Consider the following 14,702-nt stretch of genomic DNA (forward strand, 5'->3'; position numbering starts at 1 on the left):
CGACCCCAATCGACTCAATGGCCACAGGAGTTACTGGACGGAAACTTCCCGAGGGCTCTAGGCGGTCGCCTCGTCGCCTTCCTCGACGGCCGGGAGGCTGTCCATGAAGGAGCTGACGGAGAAGACGGCGTTGCCAGGTCCGGGCGGGCCGTATCCGGGCGGCGAGGACAGCCCGAACTCCTCCATCGTGGCTCGGTATGCCTGCAGCAGCCGGATGTGGTACTCCAGCGGCGCACCCTGCGGGTTGGCCTTTCCGAGCGGGGTGGTGGGCTCCGGGCACCAGGTGGTGAAGCGGGGCGTGATGCCGTGCGACATGAAGAAGCGCAGGCCCTCGGTGGTCGAGGCGATCGCCTCGTCGACCGTCTTGAAGCCGAAGGGCTCCGCCATCTCCACGCCCGCCACGAAGTTGGGGATCACATTGCGCGCGCCGAAGACTCCGGCCGAGTCCAGGATCCGCTTGTGCCACTCGTCGCGCCCGACGTACCGCTCCTTGCCGGGGCAGTACATCTTGAAGAGGTACTCGTCCCACACCTCGTAGTTGGGGTGGTAGATCTTCACGCCGTAGTCGTGGAACCGCTTGACGTCGTCCAGCGGCAAAGCCTGGGCGACGACCTTGCCGATCCAGCGGTTCGGGAAGCGCTCCTCGATGGCCTTGGCGTAGTGGCCGTAGAAGTCGGCCTCGTCACGGCCCGCGACCGTCTTGGTGATGGCGCCGCCAGTGAGCGTGTACGCGGTGGAGGTCTTCGCCGTGTCGTACCGGTCGATGATCTCCAGCGCCTCCAGGACCTCGTCGACGTCCTTCACGCCCGTGTACGGGCGGCCCGCCGCCTTGTGCTGGCGCCAGTTGTGGTTGATGTCGCAGTACTGGCACTCCTCCTTCGCGCCGAAGTACTGGCAGACGCGGAAGACGGTCAGATAGATCAGGTAGCCCCACTGGATGGTGGGGGCCACCTCCATCACGGACTTCCCGTTGGAGAGGGTGTGCCGGTAGTACTCCGGCATGGGCGGGACGCCGACGTCCGCGATGCGCCTGCCGTCGAGGTAGAGGCCGAGGAGGCCTTCCTCGTCGGCGGCCACGCGGTAGGGCGAGGACGGGTTGACCCGTACGGAGACGACCGTGCGCCGCAGGTCGTACGGGCCACCGGTGAGGATGATCTCCTCCGGCGGGCGGCGCAGGGCGGCCTCGCCGAGTTCGGGCAGGGTGCCGTGGTCGAAGGAGAAGATGAAGTACGACTTCGGCTTGACCTCGCCCTGCTCGTTGTCGCTCAGCGCGGAGGCGTCGAAGGCCACACCGCCCCTGAGCAGGTCCTCCTTGAAGACGGCTTCCCGTGGCACGTGCGGGAACCTCTCCATCAGGTCCTCCACCAGTGCGGTGCGGCTGCCATCCATCCCGTTGTCTCCTCGCTCCCGACGGCGCCCGGGGGTCGCCCGCACGCAACTCCCCACGGTAAGCCTCCGGCGGGCGGGCGGAGGGAGCGGGGGGCTTGTCGGGGGTGGCGCGTTCGAGCTCGGGGGCCGTGGCGCGCTCGATTTCCGGGGTGGGGTGCGTTCGAGTTCGAGGGTGGGGTGCGTCGGCGGGTGCGGGTGGTTTGTGGCTGATCGCGCAGTTCCCCGCGCCCTGATGGCCCTGCGGGCCCCTCGCAGGCACGGCGCAGCCCCTGCCTGCGAGGGCGCGGGGAACTACGAGCAACCCCCGTCCACCCGCACCCTCCGACGACACGACCGGCTGATCTTGGTGAAGGTCGGGCGGCGGCCACCAGCTCGGTCGGTGCGGCCGACGCGGGGGCGAAGGAATTGGGTTGCCACGCCCGCATCACAGGCCGAACGATTGCGCCTTGTGACGACCACTGGAGAGAAGCCGCCGTTTGGCGCCGCAAGGCCGGTCGCGTTGGTGACCGGCGTCGGCCGGTCCGTCGGCATCGGCGCGGGCATCGCTCACCGGCTGGCCGAGGCGGGCTGGAACATCGCCTTCACGTACTGGACGCCGTACGACGCTCGCATGGCCTGGGGCGCCGAAGCCGGTGCCGCGGGCACCATCGCCAGGGCGTTGACCGAACGGGGCGCCGACGCGGTGGCGGTGGAGGCGGACCTCGCCGACCCTGAGGCGGCGCAGCGTGTCTTCGATGAGGCCGAGCGTCGCCTCGGCGGCATCACCGCCTTGGTGATGTGCCACTGCGAGTCGGTCGACTCCGGCCTGCTCGACACCACGCTGGAGAGCTTCGACCGCCACTTCGCGGTCAACACGCGTGCCACCTGGCTGCTGATCCGCGAGTACGGCCGTCGCTTCCACGGGGCCGCGGGCACCGGACGCGTCATCAGCCTCACCAGCGACCACACCGTCGGCAACCTGCCCTACGGAGCGAGCAAGGGCGCACTGGACCGCATCACCCTGGCAGCCGCCCACGAACTCTCCCACCTCGGGGTCACCGCCAACGTGATCAACCCGGGGCCGGTGGACACGGGTTGGATGTCCGACGACATCCGGGACCACGTACTGCGTCAGACGCCGCTGGGACGTCTGGGCAGCCCGCAGGACACCGCTCATCTCGTGGAGTTCCTGTGCTCACCGCAGGGCCAGTGGATCAACGGGCAGCTGCTGAAGAGCGACGGGGGTTTCGCCGGCTGACCGGCCGACCCGACTGCGTGGCCTCCTCGCGTTAGACCAGGACGCCGTACTCGCACCTGGCGCCGGAGCGAATCAGGACGGGCCCTGGTGAACGCCCATCCCCGTGCAGGGGATGGGCGAAGTCCTCGGGCAGCCGCCGGGAACCGTTCCCGATCTCGATGTGGTCGGCCCGTTCGTGTGGATCACTCCACGAGACCCGGAGGTGCCGGACGCCCGCTCAGCCGTCGCCGACCTGGCGAGGGAGCCGGCACCACCGGCCCGGCGCCTGCTCCCGCCCGAAGGGCGACCGGCCCGGTCATGCGGTCCGTTCCAGCGCGGCCCGGTCGAGGGCGTGGGCCAACGGATGCCCGGCCGCCAAGCGTGCGGCCTCCTCCATGACCGCGAGGCCGAGGCGGGCGACCTCGTTGCCCTGGGAGCCGGCCAGGTGCGGGGTGACGAAGGCGTTCGGGAGGTCGAGGAGGGGGGAGTCGGCGGGCAGCGGCTCGGGGTCGGTGACGTCGAGGATCGCGGAGAGCCGCCCGGCGCGCAGTTCGTCGATGAGCGCGTCGTGGTCGACGAGGCCGCCGCGCGCGGTGTTGATGAGGACGGCCCCGTCGGGCATGAGGGCGAGCGCGCGGCGGTCGATCAGCCGACGCGTCTCGGGGGTGTCCGGGGCGTGGACGCTGACGATGTCCGAGGTGCGCAGCAGGTCGTCGAGCGGCAGCAGGGGTACGCCGAGGGCGGCGGCCCCGGCCTCGTCGACATAGGGGTCGGTGAGGGTCACCCGCAGGTCGAAGGGGCGCAGCAGCTCGATGACGCGGCGGCCGATGCGGGAGGCGCCGATGAGGCCGACGCGGCGCCCGTGGTTGCCGATGCCGGGGACGAACCCCCAGCCGGGTGAGACCCGTTCGGCCCGGAGGCGGTCGCGACTGCCGAGGATGTCCTTGCCGGCGAGCAGGATCATGGCGAGCGTGTACTCGGCGACGGGCAGCGCGTTCGCGGTGGCCGCAGTCGAGACGGCGATCCCTCGTTCCCATACGGCGGGGGCGAGGAATCCCTTCACCGAGCCCGCCGAGTGCAGGACGGCCCGCAGCTCGGGCGCCGCGTCGAGGACCGCCTCGTCGATCCGGGGGCAGCCCCAGCCGGTGATCAGCACCTCGGCCGCGGCCAGCGCCTTCCTGACCTCGGGGTCGCTGAAGTCCTCGGCTACCAGGGCGGGGTTGATCTCCACGGCCTCCCGCAGTCGGGCCAGCACGTCCGGCGGGAAGATCTGCGGAACGTTCTCGGCCGTCATGGCGAACAGCGCGCGGGGACGCTCGTGCAAGGAAGAAACCTTCCGACTGGGAGAGGAGGGGCATGATAGCAAGCGCTCTCTACGTTAGGCGGGCACTCGCTGAGGGGTCAATGAACTGGACACGGCGGAGAAGATGACCTTCGACAGGCCTCGACCACAAGGGCTTGCTGATCGCGGAGGACTTCGGGCATGACCACGCAGACCCTGACCAACTGGGCCCGCAACATCACATACGGCGCCGGGGAGCTGCACCGGCCGCACTCGGTCGAGGCGCTGCGGACCTTGGTCGCGGGCGCCGAGAGGGTGCGGGTACTGGGCAGCGGCCACTCGTTCAACGAGATCGCGGATCCGGGCCCCGAGGGCCTGTTCCTCTCCCTGACCGGGCTGCCGCCGGAGATCGAGGTGGACGCGACGGCCCGTACGGTCCGGGTCGGAGGCGGTGTCCGGTACGCGGAACTGGCCCGCGCGGTGCACGCGCACGGTCTCGCCCTGCACAACATGGCCTCCCTCCCGCACATCTCCGTGGCGGGCTCGGTGGCCACCGGCACCCATGGCTCGGGCGACGGGAACGGTCCACTCGCGGCGGCCGTGCGCGAGGTCGACCTGGTCACGGCGGACGGTTCGACGCTCACCCTGGCGCGCGGTGACGAGCGCTTCGGCGGGGCGGTGACCTCGCTCGGCGCTCTGGGCGTGGTCACCGCCCTCACCCTCGACCTGGAGCCGGCCTTCGAGGTGAGCCAGCGGATCTACCGTGAACTCCCACTGGTCGGGCTGGACTTCGCCGCCGTGTCGTCGTCGGCGTACAGCGTGAGTCTCTTCACCCGCTGGCGGCACTCGGGCTTCGACCAGGTGTGGGTCAAGCGGCGCGTGGACCGGCCCACGGTGGACTTTCCCTGGGCGGTGCCCGCGACCGAGGCGACGCATCCGGTGCCGGGGATGCCGGCGGTGAACTGCACCGAGCAGTTCGGGGTGCCGGGCCCCTGGCACGAGCGGCTGCCGCACTTCCGGGCCGAGTTCACGCCGAGCAGCGGGGACGAGTTGCAGTCGGAGTATCTGCTGCCGCGCCCGTTCGCCCTGGACGCGCTGCACGCGCTCGACGAGATCCGGCATGCCGTGGCGCCCGTGCTGCAGGTCTGCGAGGTCCGTACGGTGGCCGCCGACGCGCAGTGGCTCAGCCCGGCCCAGGGGCGGGACACGGTCGCCCTGCACTTCACCTGGATCGCGGACGCCGCGCCCGTGCTGCCGGTGGTGCGGCGGGTCGAGGAAGTGCTGGCGCCGTTCGAGGCCCGGCCGCACTGGGGCAAGGTGTTCACGGTTCCGGCGGCCGGCCTGCGCGGGCTGTATCCGCGGCTGGGTGATTTCCGGGCGCTGGCCGAGGCGCTGGATCCGGTCGGCAAATTCCGGAACGCGTTCGTTCGGAACGTCCTGGACTTCTGACGACACCGGAATCCTGGGTTCCCGCGTGGACTCGTGAGGCCCCGTCGGCCTTCAGCCAGGGACGCTGTTCGTCGGGGGGACTTTGTAAACCCCCTTTCCTAACCCCTTGTCGAAAGTCCCTCCGCGCCATAGCCTGGCGACCGCGCCGGGGCAACAGGCCTCGTCATGGCCTGGAGGGATCGAGGGGATCATGTCGTCGGTGAAGCGCACCTCACGCGACATCCGCACCGCGAACCGCTACGAGGTGCTGCGCCAGATCATCGCCAAGTCTCCCACCTCCCGGCAGGAGCTGGCGGCGGCCACCGGGCTGAGCCTGGCCACGGTCGCCACGCTGGTCGGTGAGCTGCTCGACCTCCGCATGATCACCGAGGTCGGCTTCGAGGACTCCGCCGGGGGTCGCCCCCGGGGCCTGGTGGCCGTCAACGCCTCGGGGGGCGCGTTGATCGGCGTCGACATCGCGGAGACGTACGTCCATGTCGAGCTGTTCGACCTTGCACTGAACGTGCTGGCACGCGCCGAGGAGGACGTGCGGGCCGGCGAGAGTCTGCCGGAGCAGATGGTCGGCCATGTCGCGGCCGCCGTGGGCTCGGTGGTCGCGCAGGCCGGCATCGAGGGCGCCCGGGTGCTCGGCGTCGGGGTGAGTGTGCCGGGGCAGGTGGACCGTGCCACCGGCATCTCGGAGTACGCGCCCAACTGGGACTGGCACGACGTGCCGCTGCTGGACCTGCTCACCGAGCACATCGCCTACCCCCTGTACCTGGACAATCCGCTGCGCGCGGTCGCGGTGGCCGAGCTGTGGTTCGGGGCCGCGCGCGGGTGCGGGGACGCGGTCGTGGTCAACCTGGGCACCGGTGTGGGCGCCGGGCTCGTCCTGGGCGGCGGGTTGCACCGGGGGGTGAGCAACAGCGCCGGCGAGTGGGGCCACACGACGATCGTGCTGGACGGCCGGCTGTGCCACTGCGGCAACCACGGCTGTGTGGAGACGTATGTGGGCGCCCCCGGGATCATGTCGAACCTCCGGGAGTCGAGCCCGCGCAGCACTCTGCTGCATCCCGAGGACCAGACGGCCACCATCGCCGCGCTCGCCCAGGCGGCGGCCCGGCGGGACCCGGTGGCGCTCAAGGTGGTGCGGGACACCGCGCGCTACCTCGGCGCGGGCATCGCCGACCTGGTCAACCTGTTCAATCCCGAGGTGGTCGTGCTCAGCAGCTGGGTCGCCGCCGCCCTCGGCGAGCCCCTGGTCGCGGAGGTCCGCGAGGCCGTCGCCCGGCACGCGCTGCCGCGGCCGATGGCCGCCACCGAGATCGTCCTGTCCCTGATCCCCTCCGACCCGGCGTGTCTGGGCGCGGCGACGTTCGCGCTCGAAGGGGCGCTCCAGTCGGGCGGGCAGAAGCCGGGCACCCGCGGCGCACCCCGACAAAACAGGCCGGCCGTACGCCGCCTAGGGCGCCCCGAAGAGCGCGAACGCCTGCGCGAACACCCCTGAGCCGAGGGCCGCCGGCCCCTGACCCGGCGGCCCTCTCCCCCCACACGTCACCCTTTGCGCCGCACGGACGTTCGGAACACCAAACCGAATACAACGCTTCGAACAGGCTTCGTCCAACCCCTTGCCGAAGCCTTTGTCGAAGGTTAACGTCCCGCTCCGCAAGACCCTTTGAGCCAACTGGCACTGAGCCGCCGAGCCACAGGCCCAGAGCCGCAGCCGTATTCGAGACAAGGACGTCAGCATGTCGGCATTGAGCAACATGAACTTCGACCGCCGCACCGCACTGCGGGCCGCGCTGGGTCTGGCCGCCGCCGGCGGACTGGCCGCGTGCGGCGGCAACACCGGCCGCAGCAGCGGCGGGGGTGCCGGTCTCACCCAGTACTTCCACGCGTACGGCGAGGCCGGGACCGAGCAGGCCATCAAGCGCTACGCGAAGGCGTACAAGGAAGCCAACGTCACCACGCAGTGGATCACCGGTAACAACTTCGAGCAGAAGCTGTTCGCCGCGCTGCTCACCAAGAACGCGCCCGACGTCTTCGAGTTCCACCCGCAGATCCAGCTCATCAAGAGCGGCCAGGTGGCCGATCTGACCGACATCATCGAGCCGGTCAAGGACGACTTCAACAAGGCCGACATCGAGTCGCACACGGTCGACGGCAAGATCTACGGCGTCCGCATGATCGACGACCCGCAGTTCTTCTTCTACCGTCCCTCGGTTTTCGAGAAGGCCAAGATCGAGGTGCCGCAGACGCTGGAGGAGCTGATGGCGGCCGCCGACAAGCTCACCACCAGCAAGGTCAAGGGCGCCTTCCTCGGCAACGACCTCACCACGATCCAGAACCCGCTGATCTGGTCGGCCGGCGCGAACACCCTCACCCCGGACAACAAGCCCGCCTTCAACACGGACGGCGTCGCCGAAGGCCTGAAGCAGCTGCGCTCCCTGTTCACCAGCGGCAACCTGCTGCTCGACGCCCCCACCGACTGGTGGGACCCGTCGGCCTTCACCCAGGGCCTGACCGCGATCCAGTGGTGCGGCATGTGGGCCATGCCCGCGATGATCGACGCGCTCGGCGACGACATCGGCATCTTCCCCTTCCCGAAGGTCGGCTCCGCGGGCAAGCAGTCGGTCACCAACGGCGGCTGGTCGATGTTCGTCAACGCCAAGGGCGACAACGTCGAGGCGGCCAAGGAATACGTCAAGTGGCTGTGGATCGACCAGAAGGAGTACCAGGAGGACTGGGCGCTCTCCTACGGCTTCCACATCCCGCCGCGCACCTCCATAGCCGAGTCCGCCACCAAGCTGAAGACCGGTCTGCCGGCCGAGGGTGTCAAGCTCTTCAACGAGTTCGGCCACTTCGACAACATCGGCTGGACCCAGGCGATGATCGCCGCGGTCAACGACGTGATGGCCAACTCCGTCCGTAAGAACGAGGACCCCAAGGCCCAGCTCGCCGCCGCCGAGAAGAAGGTCAACGCCGAGCTCACGAAGCTCTTCGGATAGGCCGCCGGACGGATCTCGACATGTCGACCACCACAACGCGCGGGGTCGCCTCCTCCCCCGCCCCGGCCAAGGTCTCCCAGGACCGGCCGCGGCGGGGCCTGCGGGCGAACAGCACCGTCAACTTCTGGCTCTTCACCGGGCCGTTCCTCATCGGCCTGGTGATCTTCGTCTTCGTGCCGATCGGCTGGAGCCTGTACCTCAGCTTCTTCGAGGCACGCTTCACCGTCACACCGAGCGAGTTCATCGGCCTGGAGAACTACAAGCAGATCCTGTCGGACTCCGACTTCAGGAACTCGCTCGTCACCTTCACCGTCTTCGCCGCGTTCATCGTGCCGACCACCTGGGCCCTGTCGCTCGGGCTGGCGCTGCTGGTGAACCGGCTGCGGTTCATGCGGGCCTTCTTCCGGTCCGTCTTCTTCCTGCCCACCGCCGTCAGCTACGCCGCCGCCGCGCTGATCTGGAAGATGTCCATCTTCAACGGCGTTCGCTTCGGCCTCGCCAACACGGTCCTGAGCTGGTTCGGGGTCGACAACGTCGCCTGGCTGGGCAACCCCGACCCGCCGTGGTACTGGCTGGTCATCGTGACCGTCCGGCTGTGGCTCCAGGCCGGCTTCTACATGATCCTCTTCCTCGCCGCGCTCCAGAACATCCCCAAGGAGCTGTACGAGGCCGCCTCTCTCGACGGCGCCAAGCCGGGCTGGCAGACCTTCCGGTACATCACCCTGCCCCAGCTGCGCTCGACGTCGACCGCGGTCATCCTGCTGCTGCTCATCGCCGCCTACCAGGCGTTCGACGAGTTCTTCATCCTGCTCGGCAAGGCCACCTGGGGCATGCCGCCGCTGGTGGAGCTGTACAAGATGGCGCTGGGCGAGAACCAGAACTACGGCGCGGGCAGCGCGGGTGCGCTGATCCTGACCGCCCTCATCTGCCTCGTGACCCTGCTCCAGGGCAAGATCATGGGCTTCGGAAGGGGTGACGAGTCCCAGTGACCACCACTGCACCCGACGTCAGGAAGCCGGCGAAGACCAAGCGTCTCGGCGGTGTCATGGGCAACACCGGTCTGTATGTCGCGACCGGCGTGGCCGCCGTCCTCTTCCTCGTCCCGTTCTATCTGATCGTCCGCAACGCCTTCATGACGGACCCGGAGATCACGGGCGAGGAGTGGAAGTGGTTCCCCACCGACATCCAGTGGGGCAACGTCAGCGAGCCGTTCGACGACGTCACGGTCGACTTCGCCCAGTCGATGTGGAACTCGCTGGTCGTCGCCGTCCTGCACACGGTGGGCATCCTGCTGATCTGCTCGCTGGCGGGATACGGCCTCGCGCGCATCCCGTACAAGCACGCGAACAAGGTCTTCTACGCGGTTCTGGCCACCCTGATGGTGCCCACGGCCGTGACCTTCGTGCCGAGCTTCGTGCTCGTCTCGTCGCTCGGCTGGGTGGACACCTACCGCGGTCTCATCATTCCGGGCCTGTTCAGTGGTTTCACCTGCTTCCTGTTCCGGCAGTACTTCCTGGGGTTCCCCAAGGAGCTGGAGGAGGCGGCGCGTGTGGACGGGCTCGGTTACATGGGCGCGTACTGGCGGGTCGTCGTACCCAACTCGCTGAACTTCTTCGCCGCGATCGCGACGATCACGTTCATCGCGGGGTGGAACGCCTTCCTGTGGCCCCTGGTCATCGGCCAGGACCCCAGCGCGTGGACGGTCCAGGTCGCTCTGTCGTCGTACGCGACCAACCAGACCGTCAACTACCACCTGATCTTCATGGCCACGGCCATATCGATCCTGCCCCTGGTGTTCGTCTTCCTCTTCCTCCAGCGCTGGCTGGTGCAGGGCATCGCGCAGACCGGCATCAAGGGCTAGGCACCAGCAAGGAGACCGATGTCTTTCCGCACCACCGGGATCACCGCCACATCCGTCGACTACGTCGAGGACGTGTCGCCGGGCAGCGGGGCGCTTCCGCCCCGTGCCTGGTACGCGTCCTCCGACGCCGAGTCGCTCTCCCTGAACGGCGACTGGAGCTTCCGGCTCTCCCCCACCGCCGACGCCGAGGACGAGTCCTTCGCGACGGAGGGGTACGACGCCGGGGGCTGGGCCCGGGTGACCGTCCCGGGTCACTGGGTCCTCCAGGGGGACGGGGCCTTCGGGGCGCCGGTCTACACCAACCATCTGTACCCCTTCCCGGTGGATCCGCCGAGGGTGCCGACGGAGAACCCGACCGGCGACCATCTGCGGTACTTCGACCTGCCGGCGCAGTGGCCTGCGGACGGTGGGGCGGTGCTGCGCTTCGACGGTGTGGAGTCGTGCGCGCGGGTGTGGCTGAACGGCACGGACATCGGTGAGTTCAAGGGTTCCCGACTGCCGCACGAGTTCGCGGTCGGGCACCTGCTGAAGCCGGCCGGCAACGTGCTCGCGGTCCGGGTGCACCAGTGGTCGGCGGGCTCCTACCTGGAGGACCAGGACCAGTGGTGGCTGCCCGGCATCTTCCGGGACGTCACCCTGCTGCACCGCCCGGTGGGCAGCGCCCTCGACTTCTTCGTGCACGCCTCGTACGACCAAGTCGGCGGCATCGGGACCCTGCGCGTCGACTCCGACGTCGACGGGCGGGTCCTCGTGCCCGCCCTGGACATCGATGTCGAGACCGGTGGGTCGGTGACGGTCCCGGTGGAGCCGTGGACCGCCGAGACGCCAAGGCTGTACGACGGCGAGCTGGTCACCGAGGGCGAGCGCGTCCCGCTGCGGATCGGTTTCCGCACGGTCGTCGTGGAGGACGGGCTGCTCAAGGTCAACGGCAAGGCGATCCTGTTCAAGGGCGTCAACCGGCACGAGTGGCACCCGAGGAAGGGCCGCGCCCTCGACCTGGAGACCATGCGCGAGGACGTGCTGCTGATGAAGCGGCACAACGTCAACGCCGTGCGCACCTCGCACTACCCGCCGCACCCGGCCTTCCTCGACCTGTGCGACGAGTACGGCCTCTGGGTGATCGACGAGTGCGACCTGGAGACCCACGGCTTCGTCGAGCAGAACTGGCGGGACAACCCCGTCGACGACGACCGCTGGACCCCCGCCCTGCTGGACCGCGCGGCCCGTATGGTCGAGCGGGACAAGAACCACCCCTCGGTGATCGTCTGGTCGCTCGGCAACGAGGCGGGTACCGGCCGGGGACTGACCGCCATGGCCGAGTGGATCCACGGCCGCGACGGCTCGCGCCTGGTGCACTACGAGGGCGACTGGGACTGCCGGGACACCGACATCTACTCCCGGATGTACGCCGACCACGCCGAGACCGAGCGCATCGGCCGGGGCCTGGACGGCGGCACCCACAAGCGTCGCGGACTGCCCTTCATCCAGTGCGAGTACGGTCACGCCATGGGCAACGGCCCCGGCGGACTCGCCGACTACCAGCGGATCTTCGAGGAGTACGACCGGATCCAGGGCGGCTTCATCTGGGAGTGGATCGACCACGGCGTCCAGCACCCGAAGCTGGGCTACGCCTACGGCGGCGACTTCGGCGAGGAACTGCACGACGGCAACTTCGTCTGCGACGGCCTGGTCTTCCCGGACCGGACGCCCTCCCCCGGCCTGATCGAGTTCAAGAAGGTCGTCGAGCCGGTCCGCATCGACGGTGACGGCCCGACGGGCACCGTACGGGTGCGCAACGCGTTCGACTTCGCGGACTTCTCCGGGCTGGCCTTCGAGTGGTCGTACCAGGTCGACGGGAAGACGGTGGAGGCCGGCACGCTGTCCGTGCCGCCGCTGAAGCCCGGCGAGTCGGCCGAGGTGAAGCTGCCGCAGCCGCCGACCGGTGGACCGGCGGGCGAGACACAGTGGACCGTACGGGCGCTGCTGGCCGAGGACACGGCCTGGGGGCAGAAGGACCACCAGGTGGCGTGGGCCCAACTGCCGGTCGCGGAAAGGCTGTTGCCGACCGTGGTTTCTAGCGACCGCCCCACGGCGAGCGAGAAGCTGATCTACCTCGGCCCGGCCTCCTTCGACGTCCGCACGGGTGCGCTGAAGACCATCGGCGCCCTGGATGTGACCGGGCTGCGGCTGGACGTGTGGCGGGCTCCGACCGACAACGACGCGGGGGCGCCCTGGCAGCCCGACGTGCGGTACGGCCTGCTGTGGCGCAAGCTCGGTCTCCACCGGATGCGGCACCGTCTGGACGGCGTGGAGCTGGGCGAGGACGCGCTGACCGTACGGACCCGGGTGGCACCGGCGGCGTGGGAGATCGGCCTGCGCACGACCTACCGGTGGACCTCCGACGGGACGCGGCTGAAGCTGACGGTGTCGGTGGCCCCCGAAGGCGACTGGACCGTTCCACTGCCGAGGCTCGGCATCCGCTTCGGGCTGCCCTCCGCCAACGCGGTGAAGTGGTACGGCGGAGGCCCCGGCGAGGGCTACCCGGACACCAAGTCGGCGTCCATGCTGGGCCGTTGGCACTCCACGGTCGACGAGCTCCAGACGCCGTACGTCCGCCCGCAGGAGAACGGCGCCCGACCCGACGTCCGCTGGGCGGAGCTGGGCGGTCTGCGCGTCGACGGTGAGCCGGAGTTCTCTTTCACCGCCCGCCGCTGGACCACCGAACAACTGGACGCCGCCGAGCACCTGACCGACCTCCGGGCCGGTGAAACGGTCTGGGTCAACCTCGACCACGGCCAGATGGGCATCGGCTCCCAGTCGTGCGGTCCGGGCGCGCTGCCCCAGTACCACCTGCTCGCCGAGCCGACGGAGTTCTCGTTCGTGTTCTCAACAACCAACTAAAGCAGGCCGGAGAACCGGACAGGGAGGTCCCACACCGGGGGCCTCCCTGTCCGCTGTCGTACAGCGACCTTCGCGCGGGCTCCCTCGCCGGCTTCGCCGTTCGGCAGGATCACCTCGGCACTCACTGTTTCCCCGGCCGCTGTTTCCCGTCACACTGGTCGCCACTGAAGCTGAGCACTATTCAACTTCCTGGTGATTGTTCTGTTTCCCGGGATCCGCTCCCCCATCGCCGGATCCCCAGACCCTGACCGGAGACGCCCCACCATGAGAAGACTCCTCGGCGCCCTTGCCGCCGGCGCGCTGGCCGTCACCGGACTCGCCACCACCGGTGCCACGCCCGCGGCCGCCGCCACCAGCGGCACGTTCAATGTGCTGACGTACAACGTCGCCGGTCTCCCGGAAGGCCTCAGCTCCGGCAGCCCGGAGAAGAACACGCCGCTGATATCGCCGCGCCTCGGGGCGTACGACATCGTGAACGTGCAGGAGGACTTCAACTACCACGCGGCGCTGTACGCGGGTGACGACCACCCGTACCGCACGGCGACCAGTGGTGGCGTGCCGTTCGGGGACGGCCTCAACACGCTGTCGGACTACGCGTTCGAGGACTTCCAGCGGGTGAAGTGGAACAACTGCACCGGCACCAACTGCCTCACCCCCAAGGGATTTTCGCTGGCCCGGGTGCGGCTCGGCGAGGGCGTCTTCGTCGACCTCTACAACGTGCACACGAACGCCGACTCCGACGACGCGGCCCTCGCCGCCCGCCGCGCCAACGTCACCCAGCTCTCGGAGTTCATCAAGGCGAACTCGGCGGGCAACGCGGTGATCGTCATGGGCGACACCAACACCCGCTACACACGCACGGGCGACAACATCCGCAGCCTCGTCTCCGAGAACGGCCTCACGGACCCCTGGGTGCAGCTGGTCAAGGGAGGTGTGGCCCCCGCCCTGGGCAGTGACGCGCTGGTCTGCCCGACGACGGCCCCGACCAACGACTGCGAGGTCGTGGACAAGGTCTTCTACCGGGACAGTGACGTCGTGAACCTGACGGCCACCCGCTACAACAACGACTGGGCCAAGTTCCTCGACTCGGCGGGCGCCAACCTGTCCGACCACTTCCCGCACACGGTCGACTTCTCCTGGACCCTGAACCCGGGGCTCAGGGCCAGCGACTTCTTCGGCGGGCCGCACGGCACCGCGTTCAACGACGCGGACAACCTTCCCGCGGCCGTCTCGCCCCGCACCCTCACCCTGCGCGGCGCCTCCCGTCTCGACGCGGTCTCGCTCACGCACGACGGCGGTACGACGCTGACCCACGGCGGCACGGGCGGTACCGCGACCTCCCTCACCCTGGCCCCGGGCGAGCACCTCACCTCGGTGAAGTTGACCCAGGGCCAGAAGGACGGCCGCACCCGGATCTTCTCCGCCGCCTTCGGCACCGACAAGGGCCGCACCCTGTCCGCAGGCACCGCCTCCTCCGACACGCGGACCTTCACCGCTCCCGCCGGCTGGCAGATCGTCGGCTTCACCGGCCGCTCGGGCAGCGAGATCGACAAGCTGGGCGTGCTGTACGCACCGATCCGCTGAGGCACGGCTCGGCATGGGGGTCCAGGCTTTAAC

The 14,702-nt window shown here is 69.4% G+C and carries 10 protein-coding genes; 8 read left to right on the forward strand and 2 right to left on the reverse strand.

The window, feature by feature from the left end; all coding sequences use genetic code 11:
* Positions 1-57: 57 nt before the first annotated feature.
* On the reverse strand, positions 58-1,389 hold the full coding sequence (locus ACFY9I_RS27660; RefSeq protein WP_391006292.1) for a radical SAM protein: 1,332 nt from the start codon (positions 1,387-1,389) through the stop codon (positions 58-60).
* Positions 1,390-1,837: 448 nt separating this feature from the next.
* Here ACFY9I_RS27660 and ACFY9I_RS27665 point away from each other — a divergent pair, with 448 nt between their 5' ends.
* Positions 1,838-2,626, forward strand: coding sequence for an SDR family oxidoreductase (locus tag ACFY9I_RS27665; protein WP_391006295.1), 789 nt, complete (start codon positions 1,838-1,840; stop codon positions 2,624-2,626).
* A gap of 295 nt (positions 2,627-2,921) precedes the next feature.
* Here the strand turns inward: ACFY9I_RS27665 and ACFY9I_RS27670 are convergent, their stop codons facing one another.
* Positions 2,922-3,929: an NAD(P)-dependent oxidoreductase gene (locus ACFY9I_RS27670; protein WP_391006297.1), complete on the reverse strand. Its 1,008-nt coding sequence runs from the start codon at positions 3,927-3,929 to the stop codon at positions 2,922-2,924.
* 159 nt (positions 3,930-4,088) lie between these two features.
* Between ACFY9I_RS27670 and ACFY9I_RS27675 the strand changes: the two genes are divergently transcribed.
* From ACFY9I_RS27675 to ACFY9I_RS27705, 7 genes are all read left to right on the forward strand, one after another.
* Positions 4,089-5,336, forward strand: coding sequence for a D-arabinono-1,4-lactone oxidase (locus ACFY9I_RS27675; protein WP_391006300.1), 1,248 nt, complete (start codon positions 4,089-4,091; stop codon positions 5,334-5,336).
* Positions 5,337-5,526: 190 nt separating this feature from the next.
* Entirely contained in the window at positions 5,527-6,822 is a 1,296-nt protein-coding gene (locus tag ACFY9I_RS27680; RefSeq protein WP_391006302.1) for an ROK family protein, read from the forward strand.
* A gap of 241 nt (positions 6,823-7,063) precedes the next feature.
* Positions 7,064-8,323 (forward strand): extracellular solute-binding protein, encoded by a 1,260-nt coding sequence (locus ACFY9I_RS27685; RefSeq protein ID WP_391006304.1) that lies wholly within the window; start codon positions 7,064-7,066, stop codon positions 8,321-8,323.
* A gap of 20 nt (positions 8,324-8,343) precedes the next feature.
* Complete coding sequence (locus ACFY9I_RS27690; protein ID WP_391006306.1) at positions 8,344-9,312, forward strand: ABC transporter permease subunit; 969 nt, start codon at positions 8,344-8,346, stop codon at positions 9,310-9,312.
* Positions 9,309-10,184: an ABC transporter permease subunit gene (locus tag ACFY9I_RS27695; protein WP_391006308.1), complete on the forward strand. Its 876-nt coding sequence runs from the start codon at positions 9,309-9,311 to the stop codon at positions 10,182-10,184. Before ACFY9I_RS27690 ends, ACFY9I_RS27695 begins: the two co-directional genes overlap by 4 nt.
* 18 nt (positions 10,185-10,202) lie before the next feature.
* Positions 10,203-13,085 carry a glycoside hydrolase family 2 TIM barrel-domain containing protein gene (locus tag ACFY9I_RS27700; protein ID WP_391006311.1) on the forward strand — a complete coding sequence of 961 codons (2,883 nt, stop codon included), beginning with the start codon at positions 10,203-10,205 and terminating at the stop codon, positions 13,083-13,085.
* Positions 13,086-13,349: 264 nt separating this feature from the next.
* Complete coding sequence (locus ACFY9I_RS27705) at positions 13,350-14,669, forward strand: jacalin-like lectin (RefSeq protein WP_391006314.1); 1,320 nt, start codon at positions 13,350-13,352, stop codon at positions 14,667-14,669.
* The last annotated feature ends 33 nt before the right edge of the window (positions 14,670-14,702 follow it).

This window comes from Streptomyces sp. NPDC012510 (assembly GCF_042955065.1).
Classification (GTDB): Bacteria; Actinomycetota; Actinomycetes; order Streptomycetales; family Streptomycetaceae; genus Streptomyces.